Below are 21,844 nucleotides of genomic sequence, written 5' to 3' on the forward strand. Positions count from 1 at the left end.
AATCGGAACCTGCCAGAACGGGAAAGTTCCCTTTCGAGAGTTTAGCGGGGATCAGTGAACGGTACAGACCATACAGGGATCGAACGAGCGGATTACATGCTGCATCCGAAGCTGGCCGGTAGGCGATTCGTAATCGATCCCCTGCAGCGCAAACTCAAGCGGACCAGGAACCGCATTGTTATCCCTTGGGGAGAAGTTCCAACTGGTGGGTGCGATCAGCTGATAGTTGCTAATAACCCCGTTCTCGACCGACAACCAGTGCCCCAGGCTACCTCGGGCAGCCTCGGTTAGACCGACCCCCTGCCCCTGGGATGGTAGTTCCACCGGCAGGCAGAACGGCTCCTTCGGATTGATCTTCCGGACCCAACGCTCCATCTGGATCACCAGCTTGGCCATCTCGATCAGCCGCATCAGAATCCGGCTGTGGACCTGGCTGCCACCATCGTTGATCAAGGATCCGGCCAACGGATCGCCCGCCAACAGCTGCCGTGCCAGCGAGCCGGTCTCCATTGGCAGCTGTTGATAGCGCGGCGCCTTGCACCAGGTATAGGCCTCGGCCTTGTCGGCCAACGGCCGGGTGCTGCCTTCGGCCGGATGCTGAATATCGCCCTCCAACCAGGCGCTGCCCAGGTGCTCGTTGATCGATGCCGTATCGAGGGATTGAATCTGACCATCGAGCCAGACACCGCCGGGATAGATTCGATTACCCGCCAGCGAATAAGCCGGAAATGCCAGGAATCGGTTATAGCCGGCACCGGCTTGGTGCAACGCCAGGTCGTCACTGATCGACAGCCACAGCGGCAGATCCGCCGCCGAACCGGATCGGGATTCCCGCCACTGCTGCAGCAACTCGACCGAATCCAAGCCGGCAATCGTCTCGAGCCGATCGCCGAACAGCACCGCTTCCAGATAGTTGCGAAAGCCGCTCAGAATCCCCTGTAGCTTCAGCTGCTCGCTAAGGCTGACATTGTTGGTCACCCCGCCGGGTTGGAACACCATACTGTGGGGCCACTTGCCGGCCAGTACGCCCATGATATGCAGTAGTTCGGCACGGGCCTTGAGCAGTCCGCCGTAGCGCTCACCCTTAACTGCGGTGAAACGCCGCGCCGCCTCGTCGTACCAGGGACGCCCCCGGTAAGCCGGGCTGGCAAAGTCAGGCAGGAAGAACAGATAGAAGTGGGTCAACAGGTCGGCCACCACTTCGGTGGCCAGGATAATATTGGTGACCCGCTCGCCATTGGCAGGCATGCTGGCACCGGCCAGGTCGGCGATCGCTCGCGCCGAAGCCACCGACTGGGACACCGAACAGATGCCGCAGACCCGCGGTGTAATCGCCAGCGCATCCAACGGATCCTTACCGGTCAGCAGGTTCTCAAAGCCCCGGTATAGGGTCGACTTGATATAGGCCGCTTCGATCTTACCCTGCTGCAGCTCCAGCTGGACCTCCAGCTCGCCTTCGACCCGATTGACCGGACCCAGCGTAATACGTCTGCTCATCTTAACCAGAACCTGTGAACAAGCCGCAGGCTCTATCTCCTTTTCTTATAGATATTGGGGACGATCTTGACCGTCTCGCTGGTGGCGTTGACCTTCAACCGTTTCGGCGTCGCCGCCTTGGACAACGACGACAACGCGATAAACCAGGCCTTGGGCATATCGGTCGGCAGCCCCACCGGCACCCCGGCCAGTTTCGGCGTTTCACCGAACGGATGGCCTGGCTCTTCAAACTCCGGCGCGGTGCAGTTGATACAGGCGTAACCGGCCTTCGGGCAGGAACCGCCACCATTCCAGAGCCGAATGTTGCAATCGGCATGGGCCTGGGTGGCCTGACATCCCAGATTTTCCATCAGGCAGCCGGATTGGCAGGGCTGCTCGGCGCTGGCTTTGTACTCGTAAAACTCGTTGCGAGGGCAACCATGGTGGGCCAGATGCTCGGTGTAGAAGCGAGGCCGCTGGTATTCGTCCAGTTCGGTCTGATCCAGCATCCCCTGACTCAACGCCTGCAAGCTTTGCAGGATCCAATCCGGATGGGCAGGACAGCCGGAGACATTGACCACCGGCAGCGCCATATCGCTGCGGTAGTCGCTACCGAGCAAGCCACCGGGCTGCTCGCCGATATACTGCAACCCGATCGCTTCGGCCGGATTGTTGTTGCTGCGGTTGATGCCGCCGAAGGCCGAACAGCTGCCCACCGCGATCACATGACCGGCCCGCTTCGCCAGCCGCTCTATCACCGCCATCATCGGGGTATCGGTACCAGCCAGCACATGGAACAGACCCGTACCGCCGGGTCCGGTCATCACCGCTCCCTCGATACAGAGCAGATCCAGTTTCAATTCACCGGCTTCGATCTGCTCGATCAACTCGGCCAGCCCCGGCCCCTGCCCGCCGGACAGCGACGCGTGCCAGAGCAGCTCGATGCCGAATGCGTCCAGGGCCTCGAACAATGTTGGCTGTTCGGCCCCCAACAGCGACATGGTACAGCCACCACAGCCGCCTGACTGCAGCCAAAGCAGATTGGTTCGGGGCTGATTCATGAAGATGCCTCCACGCCGGTCGGAGCCGAGTCGATCCGACAGCCTTCAAATCCCTGCAGCGGCAGGATCAGGGTGAACTCGGCACCGCCATCAGGATGATTGGCAGCGCTCAGTTCACCGCCGTGGTTACGCACGAAGCTGTAGCTGAGCGACAACCCGAGCCCGGTGCCCTTGCCGGTCTCCTTGGTGGTGACGAAGGGTTCAAATACCTGCGGCAGGATCGACTCATCGATACCCGGCCCGTTATCGCGAACCACCACACGGGCATTCTCGCCATCGCTGTCGAGATCGATCCACAACTGCGGTTGTTCCAAACCCTCGATCACATCGAGGGAGTTCTGCACCAGATTCATCATCACCTGGTGGATTCGGCCCGGATGCCCAACCAACTCCAACGCATCGGGCAGCCGGCAGTGCAGCTCAATCGGATGCTCCTTGGTTACCCAGCGCAGCGTGGTGTTGATGATTCGAACCAGATCAAAGGGTCGGAACTCCTGTTGCTGGCCGGAGGAGAACTGACGCAGGTCCATAACAATATCGCGTACCCGCTCGACCCCTTCGGTGGTGCCTTCGAGCAGTGACGGCAGATCGCGCAAGGTCTTGTCGATCTTCAGTCGCTGTTTGGCGTCCAGCAGCGAATCCGGCAACGGTGCCTGGTCCAGCAACTCAAAGAAGGCGGAGAAGCGTTTGCAGTACTCCGACAGCACATGGGTGTTGCCGTAGACAAAGCTGATCGGGTTGTTGAGCTCGTGAGCCACACCGGCCACCAGACGACCGAGCGAAGCCATCTTCTCAGAATTGACCAGCTGCTGTTGAGTCAGCTTCAGCTCTTCCAGGCTTTTCGCCAGATCCTCATAGGCCCGCCGCAGCTCGCTGACTTCGCGCCCGACCAGCACCATGCCCTGAACCTGGCGGTTACTGTCCAGCAACGGGTTACCGGTGACGATCAACGGCAGATTCTCTTGCTGACCCAGCAGGGTGACTTCACGCTGGCTGAACTCTTTGTGCTGTTTGACCAGCGCCAGCACCTGATGATCATCGGCGGAAAACAGGCTGGCAATATCGCGCTGGGCCAGCTCGATCCGGTCTCGACCGGTCATCTGCTCCAACGGCTCGTTATGCTGGATCAGCTTGCCGGACAGATCGGTCACCATCAGCACTTCGGTCATCGCCCGCTGGACACTGGAGATCAGCTGATTGGCTTCCTCTAGCTCGCGATTTTTCTGCTCCAGCTCGACCTGATAGCTGATCAGGTTAGAGTAGACCTGCTCCATCTGCTGGATCACCTCCACCCAGGCGGCTTCGGTCATCTCCTGCGGATCCAGTCCCAGATTGTCGGAAGGCTCGGCCGACATGCACAGTACCCGTTTGATTCGATGGAGCCCGATGCTCCATCCAGTGAAGGTTGGTTAAATTGAGTCTAGCGCCAAGCCGTTGGCGACAACAGCGTCGAATGACAGACCCAATTCTGATCATCGCAGTCTCTCACCGGCCGGGGCGAGAGCGAAATGATCGCGATCAAGTGTAATCGTGCGTCGCGGATCAAACGCGGCTGACGCTACCGCCCGGAGCCGTTATCATGGTGCCCTTATTTTTATCTGCATAGGAATCACCATGTCCCAGTTCGATAATGTCAGCATCCTCAAGCAGGCCAATATCTACTTTGACGGTAAGGTCACCAGCCGCGCCGTTCTGTTCGCCGACGGCAGCAAGAAGACCCTCGGCATCATGATGCCGGGTGAGTTCGAATTTGGTACCGAGCAGGCCGAGCTGATGGAGATCACCGCCGGTGAAGTGGAAGTCCTGCTGCCGGGCTCCAGCGACTGGCGCACCGTGGTTGGCGGCGAGTCCTTTGATGTGCCGGCCAACAGCTCGTTCCAGATCAAGGTGAAGCAGGTAACCGATTACTGCTGCTCCTATCTTGATTGAGCCATTCTCGATTAAGCCCATTTCTATAGACAGGACTGACAGGCAACCCCGATGAGTTCATTGAAAGACCAACTGCTCAAGGCCGGACTGGTCGACAAGAAGAAGGCCCAGCAGGTCAGCAAACAGAAGCACCGACAGAAGCAGCAGGGTAAAAAGACCGACGCCGATGAGGCCAAGCGTCTGGCCCAACAGGCTCGGGAAGAGAAAGCCGCCAAGGACCGCGAGCTGAACCGCCAACGCCAGCTCGAAGCGGAGCAGAAAGCGATCGTGGCACAGATCAAGCAGTTGATCGAAACCAACGAGGTACGTTGCGAAGACGGCGATCAGGCCTACAACTTTACCGACGGCAGCAAGATCAAGCGGATCTATCTGGACGACCTGCTAACCGGACAGCTCAGTCGCGGCCAACTGGCGATAGTCCGCCTGGATGAAAGCTACAAGCTGGTGCCGGCCAAGGTGGCCGAACGGATCGCCCAGCGCGATGCCTCAATCGTGGTGGTGCTGCACGAGAAGAAGGATGAGGTCGAGGATGAGGATGATCCCTACGCCGACTACAAGATTCCTGATGATCTGATGTGGTAACCCGGCCGGAACTACTGCGACCATGTACCTGACGCTGACCGATCTACTCTGGTGGTTTCTGATCGCCCTACTCGGCTACAGCTGGTGGCATGGCCGCGGCCTGAAAGATGCCGCTCTGCGCGCAGTGCGCAAATACTGCGACAGTCAGGATGTGCAGCTACTGGATGAAAGCCTGGTCCTCAGCGGCATCAAACCGGGACGGGGCGATGACGGACGGCTCTGCCTGAAGCGGCACTACCGGTTCGAATTCTCCTCCACCGGCGATGAACGCTACCCCGGCACGGTGGAGATGGTCGGCCGCCGGATCCGCCGGATCACTCTGGATACCCACCGGATGCCTGATTAAATCAGCCCCTGACAACCTGGCTTTTTCAGCCTGACGTCCCCTCACCCCTACCATCAGACTCCAAGCGCTGTTCCAGCGCCGCACAAAGGCTGTGAAGAAAACGGATATCTTCGCTGTTGAGCTGCCCCAGGCGTTCCTGCATCCAGCGCTGCAGTTTCGAGTCTTCCGAATACCCCACCGCATCGACCAACGCCGCTGTACGCTGACGCAAGGCTCGCAACTGCCCTTCTTGGTTGGCGCTGGGTTTCAGATGCCGTTCGCTCGACGTCACTTCGGTCAGTGAATAGGCGAACAGCATCACCGCCTGACCCAAGTTCAGCGACGGATAGGGGTTGGCCAGCGGTATCGAGCTGAGCAGATCGCAGCGCTCCAGCTCGTCATTGGATAAACCACGGTCTTCGCGCCCGAACAGCAGCGCCACCCGGGTCAGACTGTCACGCTTGCTGCTGATCAGTTTACGCAGCTGCTCCGGTTCGTAAACGTCGCGATAACCGGCCCGGTGTTTGGCGGTGGTACCGACCACTAGATCACAATCGGCCAGCGCCGAATCGAGATCGTCAAAGTGGGTTACCTGCTCCAGCACCGCGTCCGAGCCATGGGCGACCCAACTGGCCGCCGGTTGCAGGTGGGCATCGCTGCCGACCACCCGCAGTTGATCAAATCCCATGGTATTGAGCGCCCGTGCCGCCGCGCCGACATTCTCCGGCACCTGCGGCTCGAACAGCACGAAGATCAGCTGCATCGGTCAGCTCCGCTGCTCATCGGGCCCAACTTCAGGCTTTCGTTGCTGTTCTACCAACAGCTCCTTGAGCTCGGCGATCTGCTGCTGCAGGTCGGCGATGGTCGGCTCGTGATTGGCCTCGGCCTTCTGCTTGCGGATCTTCTCGTGCTCGTCATCCATCACATTGACGACGATACCGATCACCATGTTCAGGAACGCAAAGGCGGTGAAGAAGATAAAGCTGAGGTAGAAGCCCCAACTCAGCGGGTAGACCGCCATGGTTTCGTACATCACGTCGGTCCAGTCCTCGAATGTCATGACCCGGAACAGGGTCAGCATCGAGATCGAAATATCGCCCCATAGATTCGGGTTGATGTGACCGAATACGGTGCTGCCGACCGCAGCGTAGATGTAGAAGATGATAAACATCAGCAGCAGCACATAGCCCAGCTGCGGCATCGCTTTGATCAGCGCATTGATCAGCAGTCGCAGTTCCGGGATCACCGACACCATCCGCAGCACCCGGAACACCCGCACCAGGCGAGCCACCAAGGCCATATCGCTATTGTTGATCGGCACCAAGCTGACGGTAACGATCAGGGTATCGAACAGATTCCAGGGGTTATGGAAGAAACGTTTTTTGTTCTCTTCGGCCAGGAAGCGGATCGTCAGTTCGACCACGAAAAATGCGGTGATTAGATGATCCATCCAGCCCAGCAATAGTGCCACCCCCTCGGGTAGCTCGTAGGTCTTGGCACCGACCAACAGCGCCGAGCTGATGATCACGAACACCACGGTTAGCTCAAACACCTTGTTGCTGCGCAGTCGAATAAATTGCTGTTGTAGTTTGGCGGTATCGGTCATGGTCTTAAATTAAGTTGAATTACAGGTTAGCCGGACAAAAAAACAATCTGGGCAGCTATATATCAGGTTGTCGTGATGGTTGAAATGGACACATCCGCTAAGCCGAGGTTTTTTCGTCGGTGTCCATACAACAACGCCGGCACGAAGCCGGCGTTGATTTTCAAGCAGAAGCCGCCCTCAGTCGATATGGTCCAGCCCCCGGCTGGCCATCGACACGGCGCGGAATACCGCCCGCCCCTTGTTCAGGGTCTCTTTCCACTCCAGCTCGGGCTGGGAGTCGGCCACGACCCCGGCACCGGCCTGGATATGGAGCTGGTTATCCTTGATCACCGCGGTTCGGATCGCGATCGCGGTATCCATGTTACCGCTCCAGGACAGGTAGCCCACCGCGCCACCGTAGACGCCGCGCTTGGTCGGCTCGAGCTCGTCGATAATCTCCATCGCCCGAATCTTAGGCGCACCGGACAGGGTTCCGGCCGGATGGGCCGCCCGCAGGACATCGATCGGCCCCAGTCCCGGCTTCAGCTTACCGGTCACGTTGGAGACGATATGCATTACGTGGGAGTAGCGCTCCACCACCATCTTGTCGGTCAGCTCCACCGAGCCGATCTCGGCCACCCGGCCCACATCGTTACGACCCAGGTCGATCAGCATCAGGTGCTCGGCGATCTCCTTCGGATCGGCCAGCAACTCGGCCTCCATCGCCAGGTCCTGCTCCTCGGTCTTACCCCGCTTACGGGTTCCGGCGATCGGTCGGACCGTCACTTCACCATCTTCCAGCCGCGCCAGAATTTCCGGTGACGAACCGACCACATCAAAATCGCCCAGATTGAGCAGGTACATATAGGGTGACGGGTTGAGACTACGCAGGGCGCGGTACAGATCCACCGGTCGAGCCTCGAACGGGATCGACATCCGCTGGGCGATGACCGTCTGCATCACGTCGCCGGCGAGGATATATTCCTTGATCCGCTCGACCGAGGCTTTGAAGTCGTCCTCGGCGAAGCCGGGTTTGAAGTCGCTTTCGGCCACCTGCAGGCGCGGACTCGGTGTCTCATCCGCCGGCATCGCTTCACGCAGCCGCGCCACTTCCGCATCCAGCTTATCCAGGGTTTTCTGGTAAGCATCCGGCTCGGACGGATCGGCGTGGCAGATCAGCATCAACCGACCGCTAAGGTTGTCGAACACCACCACCTCATCGGACACCATCAACAGAATATCCGGGGTACCCAGTTGGTCCGGCGGCACATTCTTCAGGCGGGGCTCGATATAGCGGATGGTGTCGTAACCAAAGTAACCGACCAGACCGCCATTGAAGCGCGGTAGGTTGTCCAGCTCCGGCACCTTATAGCGAGCCTGAAACTGTTCGACAAACGCCAGCGGGTCATCCAGCTCGTGACTTTCGACCAGCTCACCGTCGGTCTCGATACGCACCTGCTTGCCCGATACCTTCAGTACCGTGCGGCAGGGCAAACCGATAATCGAGTAGCGGCCCCACTTTTCGCCGCCCTGCACCGATTCGAGCAAATAGCTGTAGGGGCCATGGGCCAGTTTCAGGTAGGTACTGAGCGGAGTATCCAAATCCGCCAGCACTTCACGGCTGAGCGGGATACGGTTGTAGCCCTGGCGGGCCAGTTCGTCAAAGCGTTCGGGAGTCATTTTCGTTCCAACAATTTAGGTATTCGGACAGCAGCCGACGGACACAAGTCGAAGGCGGTAGGCGTTACAGCGTTAGGCGAGTTTCACCATCGCCAACGTTCGCCTAGGCGGATCAATACCGAATCAATTGCAGAACTGAAAAAACTCAAAATGGATTCCTGTTAAAAGTCACTTCTTAGCAGCAGAAAACTACAGCAGCTCGGTCAGACAATCAACCAACCAGTCAGGCTCGGCGGCACTGACCGGTAGCGGGTAGCTGTAGCCATAACTGACCGCGGCCACCGCGACCCCGGCATTACGGGCTGCCTGCACATCTGTGGCCGAATCGCCCACCATAAGGGTGGCTTCCGGACGACTCCCCAGCCGATCTATGCAGTGGTGCAACGGCTGCGGATCCGGCTTCTTGGTGCTCAGCGAATCACCACCCAGCAGCAGCTCAAAACACTCCTCCAGTCCCAGGGTCTGCAGTAGCGGCTCGATAAAGCGGGCTGGCTTGTTGGTGACCAAAGCCAGTTTCAAACCACGCTGTTGCAGGCCTTGCAGACACTCCTGAACCCCCGGGTACAGGGTCGCCTGCTCATCGGCACAGTCGCCATAGGCCTGAAGGAACAGCTCCAGGGCTTCATCTTTCAAACTCGGATCCAATTCCGGATCGACTTCACGATCGCCGCTCAGGGCACGCGCCACCAGCATGGCGGCGCCGTTACCGACCCACTGCCGAGCCCGCTCTTCGCCGGCGGGCGGGCGCCCCAGCTGTTGTAGCATCCGGTCCATCGCCAACGCCAGACTTGGCACGCTGTCGACCAGGGTACCGTCCAGATCGAACAGGACCAGGTCTTTGCCCTGTAGCGGAGACAGACTATCCTGCAGAGAAGCCGAATTCGTCATCAGACCGTCGCCAGTTGGTCACGCATCGCCTGAATCGTGGCGGCGTAGTCCTCGGTGTTGAAGATCGCAGATCCGGCGACAAACATATCCGCACCCGCCGCGGCGATCTCGGCGATATTACCGATACCGACACCGCCATCGACTTCGAGACGGATATCCCGGCCACTGGCCTCGATCATCGCCCGAGTCTGACGCAGTTTTTCCAGCGTGGTGGGGATAAACTTCTGACCGCCAAAGCCTGGGTTGACCGACATCAGCAGGATCAGATCCAGCTTATCCATCACATGGTCGAGGTAGTGCAACGGGGTGGCGGGGTTGAACACCAGACCGGCCTGGCAACCGCCATCGCGGATCAGCTGCAGGCTGCGATCGATATGTTCGCTGGCCTCCGGGTGGAAGGTAATGATGCTGGCACCGGCGTCGATAAAATCGCCAATCATTCGATCCACCGGCTTGACCATCAGGTGTACGTCGATCGGAGCTTTGATGCCGTAATCACGTAGCGCTTTGCAGACCATCGGCCCGATGGTCAGGTTGGGCACATAGTGGTTATCCATCACATCGAAGTGCACCACATCCGCACCGGCGCTCAGGACATTCTCCACCTCCTCTCCCAGACGGGCGAAGTCGGCAGACAGGATCGACGGGGCTATCAGATAATCGGTCATGGTCGGTCTCAATTGGGCTCATCTCACGGCGGCAGCACTCACTCCAGTCGGGCCAGAGCCTCAGCTACCGATTAAAGCGCAGTATTCTACCGGAGCAGGATTGAAAAAGCCCTATCGATGAGCGTCAGCTCCCCTCAGCACAGAGCAAACACCGACCACTTCAAATTTACCCTCGGCCCTGCCTATAATCGTCCCGATAACCCTGTGGCCTTGCCTATATGACCAACCCCCTGAAAAGCTTACTGATCTGTACGATCTCGACCCTGTTTCTCAGCATGACCTGGGTTGCCCAGGCCGAGGATCCGGCCCCTGGAGGGGACGCATCAAATGACGGCGCACCCATGGCCGATACCGGTAGCGATCCGCGAATTCTTCCCGACTTGGAGCAGGAACGGCTCAGCGCGCTGGCCAACAGCCAGCTGCCGGATACCGAAACCCTGTGGCTGGAGACCGCCCACGAATCCTTTCTTGGTCTATACAAACCGGCCAACAGGCCGGTCGCATTGGGCGCGGTACTGCTGCTGCACCACGATCGCACCAGTGCCGACTGGCCCGGCGCAATCACCACGTTACGCCGTGGCTTGCCCGACCAGGGCTGGCATACCCTGTCGCTGGCGCTGCCCGACGAACCCGAATATATTCCGCCGCGAATCGACGATGTCGTACTCAACGCCGTCCCAGATAGCGACGACAATGGAGAGCAGACCCAAGCCTCTCAGGAAAACGGAACTGAGTCTGACCCGACCGATGCCAATAAAGACCAGCTGGCCGATCATTACGAGCAGATCAGCGCCCGAATCGAAGCCGGGTTGAACCAACTGCTGCAACAGCAACCCGAAGTCATCCTGATTGTGGGACAGGGAAGCGGCGCCTATTGGGCGTTACGCTACAGCGTCGACCAGCAACAGCAGCAGCCATTAATTCCAGTGATGCTGGAAGCGATGGAACCGGTTACCCCAACCGAACCAAATCTGAGTGAATTGGTGGAAAAGCTGCAGCGACCGACGCTGGATCTCTACTACAGCGGGTTGGATCAACAGGCTTCGCTGATGGCGGCCAAGCAACGCCGCGACAGCGCCAAACGCCATGCGGTGGCCAACTACCGCAGCATCCGCCTGCCGGCCAAACCCGGAGACTGGAGCCAACTCGATCGTCGCCTGCTGGGGTTGATGCGGGGCCAGTTGCCCAAGCTAGTGGTACTGGCCAATCAGGCCAAAGCGACCCAACAGGCCGACGAGTCGATGGAGCAGACAACCAAGCAGCGCATGCCCGGTAGCTAAATCCGTGCTCTGGATCTTACGGGTCAACACGGGAAGCCGTTCACTGGCCATTCTTACGTGCCTGACGAATCCGTTCGTAGGCCGCCTGAATCTCCTGGGTCTTCTCTTTTGCCAACTGCTGCATCTCCTCGGGCATCCCCCGGGCGATCAGCTTGTCGGGGTGGTGCTGGCTCATCAGTCGTCGATAGGCCTTTTTCAGCTCCGCATCGCTAACCTCCGGTTCGACCCCGAGCACCCCATAAGCCTGCTTTAGCAGCTCCGCGGCACCGGGGCCCTGCTGTTGGTGAGCCTGGTAACCACCGGCAAACGCCTGCTCGGCCTGGCAGCGGCGCAGGATCAGCTCCAGCTCCTGATAGCTGATCTCCAGCATAGAGCAGACCTGCTGCAGCACCTGCAGCTCGGGTTGACTGACCTGACCATCGGCGAACGCCGCCTGCAGCTGAATCTCGACGAACATCTGCTTCACCTGGCTACGGCGCCGGATCAGCCTCGCCAATGGCCGCATGGTGTCGACGATATCGAAACCTTCCTGTTTACCGCGGGTAAAGTGCTCAATCGCTTCCTGGCGTTTGGCTTCGCTAAGGTTCATTCGCCCCATCACATCCCGGGCAAATTGAATTTCCTGCTCAGTAACCCGCCCGTCGGCCTTGGCAATTTTGCCCATGACCGTGAAAGTGGCTTCGAAGAACGCCTGCTGAGGACTCAACGCGCCGATCTGAACCCCGGTCAACATCCGCTGGATGCTGTAGCCGATAAAGGCGCCGAACACCAACCCGAACAGGCCGCCGCTGAACACTCCGACCAGGCCTCCGACCACAATACCGGTGCGGTTGTTGTAAATCCGCTCGCCCCACTGTTCCGCGCTCATGCGCTACTCCCCTGTTCCATCCTGTTTATCTGTTGTCGTGCGCAACCGATGATCCAGCCGCTGTAGTCGCTCCGGCGTGCCGACGTCGAGCCAATAACCGGGGTAATACTGAGCTGCCAGATTCCCTTCAGCGGCCGCCTGGTGCAACAGCGGCCCCAGCGCCCGCTTACCCGGCACCAAGCCCTCGAACAGGCTCGGTCGTAGTCGACTGATCCCGGCAAAGGTCAGTCGAGACCAGGAGCTGTCAGTCGGCTCAACCACTCGTCCCTGCTGGACAACGAAATCCCCGTTCGGATTGTGCTCCGGATTATCCACCAGCAGCAGCAGCCCCTTGCCGTCAAACTGTTTCGGCAACCGGTCCAGCGGTAGATCACACCAGACATCGCCATTGAGCAGCAAAAAAGGGCCGTCTTCGCCATCATCCAACCACTCCAGCGCCTGGATAATGCCACCGGCGGTTTCCAGTGCTTCGGGTTCGTGGGAGTAGTGAATGCATAACCCCCAACGCCCCCCGTCCCCCAGCGCCTGTTCGATCTGCTCGGCACGATAGCTGACATTGATCACCAGCTGCTCGACACCGATGTCAGCCAAACGCTCGATCTGATATTCGATCATCGGCTTGCCGGCCACCGGCAGCAAGGGCTTGGGGCAATCGTTGGTCAACGGTCGCATCCGAGTGCCCAGCCCCGCGGCCAGAATCATGGCACGCATCAGCAACCCTCCTGCGAAGCTAGTACTACCGCAACGCCCACGCTAAGTCCCATTGGAAGCACTCGAGGCGAGCGGCTGTTGCAGCCGTTCCATGTCGAACAGACCAGTCAGCCCCATGGCCGGCACCACCCGCTGATCCAGCCAGCTGCCAAATTCGGCCAACTCGTCATGCTGGACCGCCGCTTTGCGCAGGTAGTCGAGCGTTCGAGGAATATCGGCCAGATAGCCGGGTTTACCGTCACGCAGCTTCAGACGCGCAAAGATTCCGATCGCTTTGAGGTGGCGCTGCATTCCCATCCGATCGAACCAGCCCAGAAAGCGTTGTTCTGAGACCGCCCCCATGATGCCGGCCTCTGTAGCCAGTTCGGCATATGCCAGCGCCCATCCACGCACCTGCTCTTCAGGCCAGTCGACATAGCAGTCTCGCAGCAATGAAACCAGATCGTAGGTGATCGGGCCCCATACCGCATCCTGGAAATCGATCACGCCCGGTGCCGGTGCATCGATCACCATCAGGTTACGACTGTGGTAATCCCGATGCACGCAGACCTGCGGTTGTTCCAGGGCCGAAACGATCAACTGCTCGTGAAGCTGTTCCAGCAAGCGCTGCTCGTAGCGGGTCAGTTTCAACCCCAGCAATTGCTCCAGGAACCAGTCCGAAAACAGCCCCATCTCTCGCTTTAGCAAGGCCCGATCGTAAGGAGGGAAAGGCTCACCGAGAATCGAGCGGCACTGCTGGATATGGGTCAGGGTGACCTGCGCTTGACGATACAGCAGGTCGGCACTGTCAGAATTGAGTTGATCCAGATAAAGGGTGTCACCCAGATCGGACAGCAGCATAAAGCCCTGTTTCAGGTCGGCAAGGTGTACCTGGGGGGCATGGATCTCCAGCGCCTCCCAGGCTCGAGCTATCGCAACGAAGGGGGCGCTGTCCTCTTGTTGAGGCGGCGCATCCACGGCAATCCAACTCAGGTTATGGCTACGAACACGAAAGTAACGCCGAAAACTGGCATCACCGGAGACGCTCTGCAGCTGCCAGTCTGCCGCCAAGTCAATGCCAAGCTGTTCAAAAGCCGACGGGATCCAGGCCCTCAACTGCTGCAGACGCTGATCCAACTGTTTCTCATTCAAACTAAAGATTCCACCAATGGTATGGATGCATTATGATGCTGCCTGCGATGCGGAACCTGTACAGCGGTTAGGCCATGCTGTTCTGCTCACCGACGGCTCAGAGTGAGTCGAATCTTACAAGAAATCCAATACCTTCTGACAGGGGCTTGTGGGCCTCGGTCGCTATGTTGTTGACGGAGCCGACACCAACCCCATGCCCACCCAACCAGACCTTCAAGTGCGTAAATTATTGCTCGGTCTAACCTTGTTCAGCCCCGCCACTGCGTCTTTGGCAGTCGATGCATCATCGATCGAACCATCGACCAACATCGTCTGGGACTGCCGAACTATCGATGGGCACTGGGATTGTCGTCGAAAAGACGCCGCCTCGGAATCTGCAACCCAATCATCCTCGAGCAAACAGGGTTCAAACGAAACCCTGAACGAGCAAAAAACCAGCTCGCCGGTTAACAGTGAAGCTGAGATTGAGTCCGTAGCAGCTCCCGCTGCAGCACCTGCCGTTGAAGCCAAAGCCCAAACCGAATCCCCTGCCGTCATCCAGACTGAGCCAAAGCCCAGATCGCAGCCTGCCGCCGAAGCTAGGGTTGATAGCGTTTCCAGCTCCGAGATCGAGCTGAGCCCCAAAGTCGAAACCCCTAAGGTAAGCGAGACCAGTGCTTCGTCCTCCTCGCCGGATACAGTTTCGATCCATACCCGCGACCAACAGGCCGTCGCCAACCCACCGCTGCCCAATACCGCGTGGGCATGTCGTGCGGTTGAGGGAAGCTGGGCATGTCGCCAGGGCAGCAAGAAGTCCACCAATAAGCGTTCAAACGGCTCCACTCGCAAGGTTTCAACCGAGGTCCGCACAGAGGATAACCGCTACCGACAACAGTACCCGGAAACCTATGCCACCGCGGCCTCGGTGATTGAGACCCAACAACAGGCCCGCCAGCAGTGGCTGGATCAGGGCCGGGTAGCTTCCAGACCTGACGGGGAAAAGCTGCAGGAACAACTCTACGCCGATGCCCCCTATGCCTTTCTGGACTGGTACCCGAATCCGACCGGGGTTTCACCACTAAGCCACTGTGCAGGAAGCTATATCGAGCCGAGCTTTAACTTCGAAGATGCGTTGTTGGTAGACGATCAGCAACCGATCTATGTGCAGGCCGACAATAGCCGTACGCTGGGTAACAGCAACACCGAGCTGAGCGGCAATATCTACCTTCGCAAAGGCAACCGCCAGGCCCGTGCGCAAAACGCCCGAATCGACCACCAAAGCGAGACCGCCGAGCTAACCGGCATGGTACAGTTCCGCGAGCCTGGGGTGCTACTGCTGGGCGAGCAGGCCGATATCGACATTCAGAACAATCGCGCCGTCTTGCAGCAGGCCCAGTTCGTATTCCACGGCCGCCACCTGCGCGGCAGTGCCGAACGGATCACCCGCGCAGGTGATAACGAGCTGATTATCGAACAGGGCAGTTATACCCGTTGTGAGCCCGGCAACAACTCCTGGAGCATCAACGGCAGCGAGATCGTGCTACATCAGCAGGAGGGGCTCGGCGAAGTAACCCATGCCACCCTCAGATTCAACGATGTACCGGCACTGTACGTCCCCTATATGTCATTCCCGATCGATGATCGCCGAATGTCGGGGCTGCTGTTCCCCAGTTTCGCGCTAACCAGCGACAACGGCTTCGATTACGCCCAGCCGTACTATTTCAACCTTGCACCGAACTACGATGACACCCTGACGCTGCGCTGGATCAACAAGCGCGGTCAGCTGCTGGAAAACGAATTCCGTTATCTGAACCGCTACGGTATGAATGTGCTGTCGTTTGCTTACATGGCCGAGGATAAAGAACGAAACGACGAAGAGCGTTGGATTCTGGGCTTCGAACACAAAGGCTCACCAGCCAGTAACTGGAGCACGTCGGTCGATTACACTTCGGTCAGCGACCAGGATTACTTTGACGACCTGGGCACCAACCTAGACTTGAATGAAGAGTCCCACCTGCTGCAGAAGGCCCAGTTGAACTACAACGTCCGCGGATTCAGCTTTGCCGCCGAGGTACGCGACTATCAAACCATCGATGATGCCGCCGACAGGCCCTATCAAAAACTGCCGTCGCTGCGGGTCAAGGGCAATCCGGAACTAGAGTCCGACTGGCTACAGCTGGACTATTTGGCCGATTTCACCCACTTTGATCGGGATCCCAGTGGCTTTTCCGGCATCGATCGAACTCGTGGTGGACGTCTACACCTGGAAACCAGTGCCAGTATCCCCTTCGAGCGCTCATGGGGTTATATCAAACCCAAGGTTCGCCTGACCCAGACCCAGTACAGCCTCAACGACCAACCCAGCGGTTTTGATAGCAGCCCGGTACGGACCATTCCCCTGTTGAGCCTCGATAGTGGGCTCTATTTCGATCGCTACTTCGATTTCGCCGAGCAGCAATACACCCAGACTCTGGAACCCCGGCTGTATCTGCTGGAAGTTCCGTTTGAGGACCAGAGCGAACTACCAACGTTCGACTCCTCCGAGCTAACCTTCGGATTCAATCAGCTGTTCCGCGACAACCGCTTCAGCGGCTACGACCGTATCGGCGATACCCGCCAGGCCACCCTGGGCCTGACTAGCCGGCTACTGGACAACGATGGCCGCGAACTGGCAAACGCCAGCATCGGCCAGATCCACTATTTCAAGGATCGAAAAGTTCGCCTAGACAATAGTTCCGGGATTCTGACCGATCGAACCTCCAACCTGGCCGCCGAAGCCACCGTCAACTTCACCCGCCAACTGCGTCTGCGTGCCGATGCCGAGTGGGACCGAGATGCCCGCCAGAACCTGGTACGCAACTTCAAGTTGACCTACCAATCCGATATCGACCATGTAATCAACCTTGGCTACCGTTTTACCCGGGACTCAGTTGAGCAGACCGACCTGTCATGGATCTGGCCGCTGAATCCGCAGTGGAGTGTGCTCGGCCGCTGGCAGCATGACTGGGAAGCCAAGGATGCCATCGATACCATCCTCGGCTTTGAGTACGAAAACTGCTGCTGGCAGATCCGCACCATCTACCGCGAATGGATCACCTCAGACAGCACCGATCGACGCAAAGATGGAATTTTCCTGCAATTTGAACTCAAAGGATTGGGGGGCATCGGTACCCGCGCGGTTGGCGACAGCGGTACCAAGGCAAGAAGTTTCTTGAAAGAGATCACCGGTTTTGAAGAGCGTAGCGACCATGATGAAACCAATTAACAGCTTGATCCGCGGCCTAGTGCCGGGGCTATTGTTCGGCCTGCTGAGCACCACCACCGTGGCCGTGGGGGCAGAAACCCCTCTGGACCGGGTCGTCGCCATCGTTGAAGACGACATTATTCTCGAAACCGAGCTGCAGCGTCGCAGCGATATCATTCGGCAACAAGTCGCCAAACGAAACACCCGCCTGCCCGATAACAACACCTTTATCCGTCAGGTGCTGTCAAAGATGATCATCGAACGGATCCAGATGCAGAAGGCCGCCGAGAGAGGCATCGTTGTATCAGATGCCGAGCTCAACGGCACCCTCGACCGGATTGCCGAAAGCAACGGTCTGACGTTGCCTGAATTTAAGGCCCAGCTGGAGCAGGAGGGGCAGAACTATCTGGAAGTACGTGAACAGATCCGTACCGAGATGTTGCTGGCCCGAGTTCAGGAGCGCGTGGTCAACCAACGGGTCCAGGTCACCGAACAGGAGGTGAAAAACTTCCTCGCCTCCGAACAAGGGCAGAAGAGCGCCGAAGTCCAGCTGAACCTTAGCCATATCATGATCCCGGTACCCAATGGCGCCACCAGCGAGCAGTTGATTGCCGCCACCCGTCATGCGCGCGAAGTCTACCAGCAGCTTCTCAACGGCGAAGACTTCGGCCAGATGGCGATTGCCGTGTCGAAAAGCCCCGAAGCCCTCAAGGGCGGTGAGATCGGCTGGCGCAAGCCTTCCGAGCTACCCGAAGCTGCTGCTGAAGCCCTAGCCTCTCTGGACAAGGGCGAGATGACCGAACCGTTCCGGGTCGGTGGCGGGTTCCATATTCTAAAGATCAATAACAAGCGCGGCGGCCAGAAACAGATGATCGACCAGGCCCAAGTGCGCCACATCCTGATCAAACCCAACCAGATCCGCTCCGCCGAAGAGTCGGAATTGCAGATTCAGGAGCTGTTCCGTCGTCTAAATCGCGGCGAGGACTTTGCCATTCTAGCCAAGCAGTTCAGTGACGACCCTGGCAGCGGCAGCAAGGGTGGGGACCTGGGCTGGGTGATGGATGGCCAGATGGTACCAGAGTTCGAATCCACCATGCACGCAACCGCCACCGGTGAGATCAGCCCGCCGTTCCAGAGCCAGTTCGGCTGGCATATTCTGCAGGTAACCAATCGCCGCCAGCAGGATTTCGGCAAACAGATGATCGAGAACGAAGCTTATCAGACCCTGCGCAAGCGGAAGTACAGCGAAGGACTGTCGAACTGGCTACGTGAAATCCACGCCCAGGCGTATATCGAGACAAAGCTGTAATCATCCTATGTCGCCCTGCTTTCGACTCGCCCTGACACCGGGAGAACCTGCCGGCATCGGCCCGGATCTCTGTGTCCAGCTGGCGCAACAGCCTCAGCCCCACCAACTGGTAGTGATTGGTAACGCTGAACTATTGCGCCAACGTGCCGACATCCTGAAGCTCGGTCTGCAGCTGCGTCCCTTTGAAGCCGATCAGGCACCACGACCGAGTCAAGCCGGTGAACTCTGGGTCTTGGATCTACCACTGGCCGAGGCCTGTGTGGCCGGACAACTCAATACCGCCAATGCCGATTACGTGCTGCAAAGCTTACGCATCGCCACCGACGGTTGTTTGAACGGTCAATTCGATGCGCTGATAACGGCTCCGGTACACAAGGGCGTCATTAACGACGCAGGCACGGCCTTTAGCGGCCATACCGAGTTTCTGATGGAACGTACCGGCTCTGAACAAGTGGTGATGATGTTGGCCACCGAAGGGCTGCGGGTCGCATTGGTGACGACGCACCTGCCACTGAGCCAGGTTCCGGCAGCCATCACACCCGAGCGAATTACCCAGGTCAGTCGGATTCTCGATCACGACCTGCGCACCAAATTCGGCCTGCCCAGGCCACGGATTCTGGTCTGCGGCCTCAATCCGCACGCCGGTGAAGGCGGTCACCTGGGGCTGGAAGAACAGCAGATCATCGAGCCCACCCTGGCCCGCCTCAACGCTGAAGGGTTGAACCTGATCGGCCCGCTACCGGCTGATACGCTGTTTTGCGAGCATCACCTGGCCGACGCCGATGCAGTGCTGGCGATGTATCATGACCAGGGATTGCCGGTTCTAAAGCACAAAGGCTTCGGAAAAGCGGTTAATATTACCCTAGGGATGCCGATCATCCGCACCTCCGTCGACCATGGCACGGCTTTGGACCTGACCGGTAGCGGCCAGGCCGACAGCGGTAGCCTGGTTACCGCCATCCATTGTGCAGCCCAAATGGTTGAGGCTCGTGCGAATAGCGCCCAACGCCACAACAAACAACCGTAGCCAAAAGCCACGCAAAAGCGCGATCATGCCCGCGCCCAGACAGGAAACCCATGAAGCAGAGCTCGCTCGGCCATCAGGCGCGTAAGCGTTTCGGTCAGAACTTTCTCCAGAACCCCGGTATCATCCGCCGGATTATCCGTGCCATTCACCCCAAACCAGGCCAGCACCTGGTCGAGATCGGCCCGGGATTGGGCGCCCTCACCGAGGAGCTACTGGCTGCAGCCGGAGAACTCGATGTGGTGGAGCTGGACCGTGACCTGATTCCGATTCTGCGCACCCAGTTCTTCCGCTATGAGCAGAATTTCCGCATTCATGAAGCCGATGCACTGAAATTCGATTTTGCCCAGCTGGCGAACGACGAACGCCCGCTGCGGGTCGTCGGCAACCTGCCCTACAACATCTCCACACCGCTGATCTTCCATCTGCTCAGCCACAGCGGGTTGATCGAAGATATGTATTTCATGCTGCAAAAAGAGGTGGTCGAACGGCTGGCGGCACACCCCGGTGACAGCGCCTACGGCCGCTTGAGCATCATGGCGCAGTACTACTGCGAGGTCTCGAACCTGTTTTTGGTCGGCCCAGAGGCCTTCCACCCCAAACCCAAGGTCGATTCGGCGATCGTCAAACTCAAGCCCTATCCGACCCCGCCGCACCTGGCCGACAATCCCAAGGATTTTGAGACCCTGGTCCGTACCGCCTTTACTCAACGCCGCAAGACCCTGCGCAACAATCTGAAGCAACTGCTGCCGGTTGAACTGATCGAAGAGGTCGGCATCGATCCCGGCATCCGCCCTGAACGGATCTCGTTGCCAGAGTTTGTAACCCTGGCCAACCGCTACAGTCTATACCTGCAGCAGCAGTCCCAATCCGAGTCGGAGAATACCCATGAGTGAGCCGATCAGTATCGACGTCAAGACCGACTACCTCGACCATCAGTCCGATCCGGACAACCAGCGCTTTGTGTTCGCCTACCACATCACCATCAGCAACAACGGCGGCGAACCGGTCAAACTATTGAGCCGCTACTGGCGCATCACCGACGGCGACCAGCATGTGCAGGAGGTCGAAGGCCAGGGTGTGGTTGGCGAGCAGCCCGAGATCGAACCCGGCGATAGCTACAGCTACACCAGCGGCACCGTATTGCCGTCCGAAGTGGGAATCATGGAAGGCTACTACGTGATGCAAAACGCCTCGGGCGAACAGTTCCAGGCCCCGATCGACGCCTTCACCCTGGCGCTACCCCACGCACTGCACTAAAAGGACGATGCGATGATCTATGCCGTCGGCGATCTTCAGGGCTGCCTGGATGAACTGCTCCAGCTCCTTGAGCAGGTCGGTTTTACAGACTCGGACCAGCTCTGGCTCACCGGCGACCTGGTCAATCGCGGTCCCAAGTCACTGGAAACCCTTCGCTTTATCAAGTCACTCGGAGCCCAGGCCTGCACCGTGCTGGGTAACCATGACCTACACCTTCTGGCGGTCGCCCACGACAAGAAAAGCGTCGGCCGCAAAGATACCTTCGATGAGATTCTTGCCGCACCGGACCGGCTCGAGCTGATGGAGTGGCTGCGCCACCTCCCCTTGCTGCACCACGATCAAGGCTACATGATGGTCCATGCTGGCATCCCCCCAATCTGGGATCCGGACACCGCTGCCGCCTGTGCCGCGGAGATGGAGGAGGTACTGCAAGGCCCCAACGCCGCGGAGTTCTTTGCCAACATGTACGGTAACAGCCCTGAGCGCTGGGATCCGTCTTTGGAAGGCCACGCCCGCCATCGGCTGATAACCAACTACCTGACCCGGATGCGCTTTTGCAGCGCCGACGGCACTCTCGAGCTGGCCACCAAGACGGGGCCGACCAATCCACCGGAGGGCTTCGCTCCCTGGTTCAGCTTTGATAACCATCGTTGTGCCGACCAGCAACTGCTGTTCGGTCATTGGGCCTCATTGGAAGGACGCGCCGGTCGCGACGGTTTTCATGCCCTGGACACCGGCTGTGTCTGGGGCGGCCAGCTGACCGCGCTACGACTACAGGATCAATGCCTGTTTCAAGTCGCCAGCCCCGGTTACGCCTGAGCTAAGCGGCTGCCACCCTTCAACC

General features: G+C 58.8%; 21 protein-coding genes. 10 read left to right on the plus strand and 11 right to left on the minus strand.

Translation table 11 applies throughout. The annotated features are described in order from the left end of the window. Positions 1-51: 51 nt before the first annotated feature. Genes DV711_RS13350 through DV711_RS13360 form a run of 3 tightly spaced genes read right to left on the minus strand, consistent with a single transcriptional unit; the run spans position 52 to position 3,892 of the window. The gene (locus DV711_RS13350; protein ID WP_114696196.1) at positions 52-1,497 is read right to left on the minus strand and encodes a nickel-dependent hydrogenase large subunit; all 1,446 of its coding nucleotides are present in this window, start codon (positions 1,495-1,497) and stop codon (positions 52-54) included. 32 nt (positions 1,498-1,529) lie between these two features. Then, on the minus strand, positions 1,530-2,537 hold the full coding sequence (locus DV711_RS13355) for an NADH-quinone oxidoreductase subunit B family protein (protein WP_114696197.1): 1,008 nt from the start codon (positions 2,535-2,537) through the stop codon (positions 1,530-1,532). Next, entirely contained in the window at positions 2,534-3,892 is a 1,359-nt protein-coding gene (locus DV711_RS13360; protein WP_114696198.1) for a sensor histidine kinase, read from the minus strand. The genes DV711_RS13355 and DV711_RS13360 overlap by 4 nt, the downstream gene beginning before the upstream one ends. Positions 3,893-4,151: 259 nt before the next feature. On the opposite strand from DV711_RS13360, the gene ppnP reads away from it, so the two are divergent. The 3 genes from ppnP to DV711_RS13375 are packed head-to-tail and all read left to right on the plus strand — an operon-like array spanning position 4,152 to position 5,394. Beyond that, entirely contained in the window at positions 4,152-4,466 is a 315-nt protein-coding gene (ppnP, locus tag DV711_RS13365) for a pyrimidine/purine nucleoside phosphorylase (RefSeq protein ID WP_114696199.1), read from the plus strand. A 51-nt stretch (positions 4,467-4,517) separates the two neighbouring features. After that, positions 4,518-5,048, plus strand: a complete 531-nt coding sequence (locus DV711_RS13370; RefSeq protein ID WP_114696200.1) for a DUF2058 domain-containing protein — start codon at positions 4,518-4,520, stop codon at positions 5,046-5,048. Between the two features lie 22 nt (positions 5,049-5,070). Further along, positions 5,071-5,394, plus strand: coding sequence for a DUF3301 domain-containing protein (locus tag DV711_RS13375; RefSeq protein ID WP_114696201.1), 324 nt, complete (start codon positions 5,071-5,073; stop codon positions 5,392-5,394). 25 nt (positions 5,395-5,419) lie between these two features. On the opposite strand, the gene DV711_RS13380 is transcribed toward DV711_RS13375, so the two are convergent. From DV711_RS13380 to rpe, 5 genes are all read right to left on the minus strand, one after another. Beyond that, positions 5,420-6,136 carry a tRNA/rRNA methyltransferase gene (locus DV711_RS13380; RefSeq protein WP_114696202.1) on the minus strand — a complete coding sequence of 239 codons (717 nt, stop codon included), beginning with the start codon at positions 6,134-6,136 and terminating at the stop codon, positions 5,420-5,422. Positions 6,137-6,139: 3 nt separating this feature from the next. After that, positions 6,140-6,979 carry an ion transporter gene (locus tag DV711_RS13385; RefSeq protein ID WP_114696203.1) on the minus strand — a complete coding sequence of 280 codons (840 nt, stop codon included), beginning with the start codon at positions 6,977-6,979 and terminating at the stop codon, positions 6,140-6,142. Positions 6,980-7,156: 177 nt separating this feature from the next. After that, complete coding sequence (gene trpE / locus DV711_RS13390; protein ID WP_114696204.1) at positions 7,157-8,638, minus strand: anthranilate synthase component I; 1,482 nt, start codon at positions 8,636-8,638, stop codon at positions 7,157-7,159. A 189-nt stretch (positions 8,639-8,827) separates the two neighbouring features. Then, positions 8,828-9,526, minus strand: a complete 699-nt coding sequence (locus DV711_RS13395) for a phosphoglycolate phosphatase (protein WP_114696205.1) — start codon at positions 9,524-9,526, stop codon at positions 8,828-8,830. After that, a complete protein-coding gene (rpe, locus tag DV711_RS13400) occupies positions 9,526-10,194 on the minus strand; it encodes a ribulose-phosphate 3-epimerase (protein WP_114696206.1) in 669 nt (222 codons plus the stop codon). Before rpe ends, DV711_RS13395 begins: the two co-directional genes overlap by 1 nt. Positions 10,195-10,412: 218 nt before the next feature. Between rpe and DV711_RS13405 the strand changes: the two genes are divergently transcribed. Beyond that, a complete protein-coding gene (locus tag DV711_RS13405; RefSeq protein ID WP_114696207.1) occupies positions 10,413-11,474 on the plus strand; it encodes a DUF3530 family protein in 1,062 nt (353 codons plus the stop codon). A 40-nt stretch (positions 11,475-11,514) separates the two neighbouring features. On the opposite strand, the gene djlA is transcribed toward DV711_RS13405, so the two are convergent. Genes djlA through DV711_RS13420 form a run of 3 tightly spaced genes read right to left on the minus strand, consistent with a single transcriptional unit; the run spans position 11,515 to position 14,184 of the window. Then, positions 11,515-12,342, minus strand: coding sequence for a co-chaperone DjlA (djlA, locus tag DV711_RS13410; RefSeq protein ID WP_114696208.1), 828 nt, complete (start codon positions 12,340-12,342; stop codon positions 11,515-11,517). A gap of 3 nt (positions 12,343-12,345) precedes the next feature. Further along, a complete protein-coding gene (gene murU, locus DV711_RS13415) occupies positions 12,346-13,053 on the minus strand; it encodes an N-acetylmuramate alpha-1-phosphate uridylyltransferase MurU (protein WP_114696209.1) in 708 nt (235 codons plus the stop codon). 42 nt (positions 13,054-13,095) lie between these two features. Further along, positions 13,096-14,184, minus strand: a complete 1,089-nt coding sequence (locus DV711_RS13420; protein ID WP_243633819.1) for an aminoglycoside phosphotransferase family protein — start codon at positions 14,182-14,184, stop codon at positions 13,096-13,098. Between the two features lie 193 nt (positions 14,185-14,377). On the opposite strand from DV711_RS13420, the gene DV711_RS13425 reads away from it, so the two are divergent. From DV711_RS13425 to DV711_RS13450, 6 genes are read left to right on the plus strand one after another with little or no spacing between them, the layout of a single operon-like run. After that, on the plus strand, positions 14,378-17,428 hold the full coding sequence (locus tag DV711_RS13425) for an LPS-assembly protein LptD (RefSeq protein WP_114696210.1): 3,051 nt from the start codon (positions 14,378-14,380) through the stop codon (positions 17,426-17,428). Then, positions 17,412-18,716, plus strand: a complete 1,305-nt coding sequence (locus DV711_RS13430; RefSeq protein ID WP_114696211.1) for a peptidylprolyl isomerase — start codon at positions 17,412-17,414, stop codon at positions 18,714-18,716. The genes DV711_RS13425 and DV711_RS13430 overlap by 17 nt, the downstream gene beginning before the upstream one ends. 7 nt (positions 18,717-18,723) lie before the next feature. Continuing rightward, entirely contained in the window at positions 18,724-19,743 is a 1,020-nt protein-coding gene (gene pdxA, locus DV711_RS13435; RefSeq protein ID WP_114696212.1) for a 4-hydroxythreonine-4-phosphate dehydrogenase PdxA, read from the plus strand. 50 nt (positions 19,744-19,793) lie between these two features. Further along, positions 19,794-20,636 carry a 16S rRNA (adenine(1518)-N(6)/adenine(1519)-N(6))-dimethyltransferase RsmA gene (gene rsmA, locus DV711_RS13440; protein WP_114696213.1) on the plus strand — a complete coding sequence of 281 codons (843 nt, stop codon included), beginning with the start codon at positions 19,794-19,796 and terminating at the stop codon, positions 20,634-20,636. Continuing rightward, positions 20,629-21,000, plus strand: coding sequence for a Co2+/Mg2+ efflux protein ApaG (gene apaG / locus DV711_RS13445; protein ID WP_114696214.1), 372 nt, complete (start codon positions 20,629-20,631; stop codon positions 20,998-21,000). Before rsmA ends, apaG begins: the two co-directional genes overlap by 8 nt. Positions 21,001-21,012: 12 nt before the next feature. Next, on the plus strand, positions 21,013-21,819 hold the full coding sequence (locus tag DV711_RS13450; RefSeq protein ID WP_114696215.1) for a symmetrical bis(5'-nucleosyl)-tetraphosphatase: 807 nt from the start codon (positions 21,013-21,015) through the stop codon (positions 21,817-21,819). Positions 21,820-21,844 lie beyond the last annotated feature (25 nt).

Source organism: Motiliproteus coralliicola, from assembly GCF_003345655.1.
GTDB classification, from domain to species: Bacteria; Pseudomonadota; Gammaproteobacteria; order Pseudomonadales; family Balneatricaceae; genus Motiliproteus; species Motiliproteus coralliicola.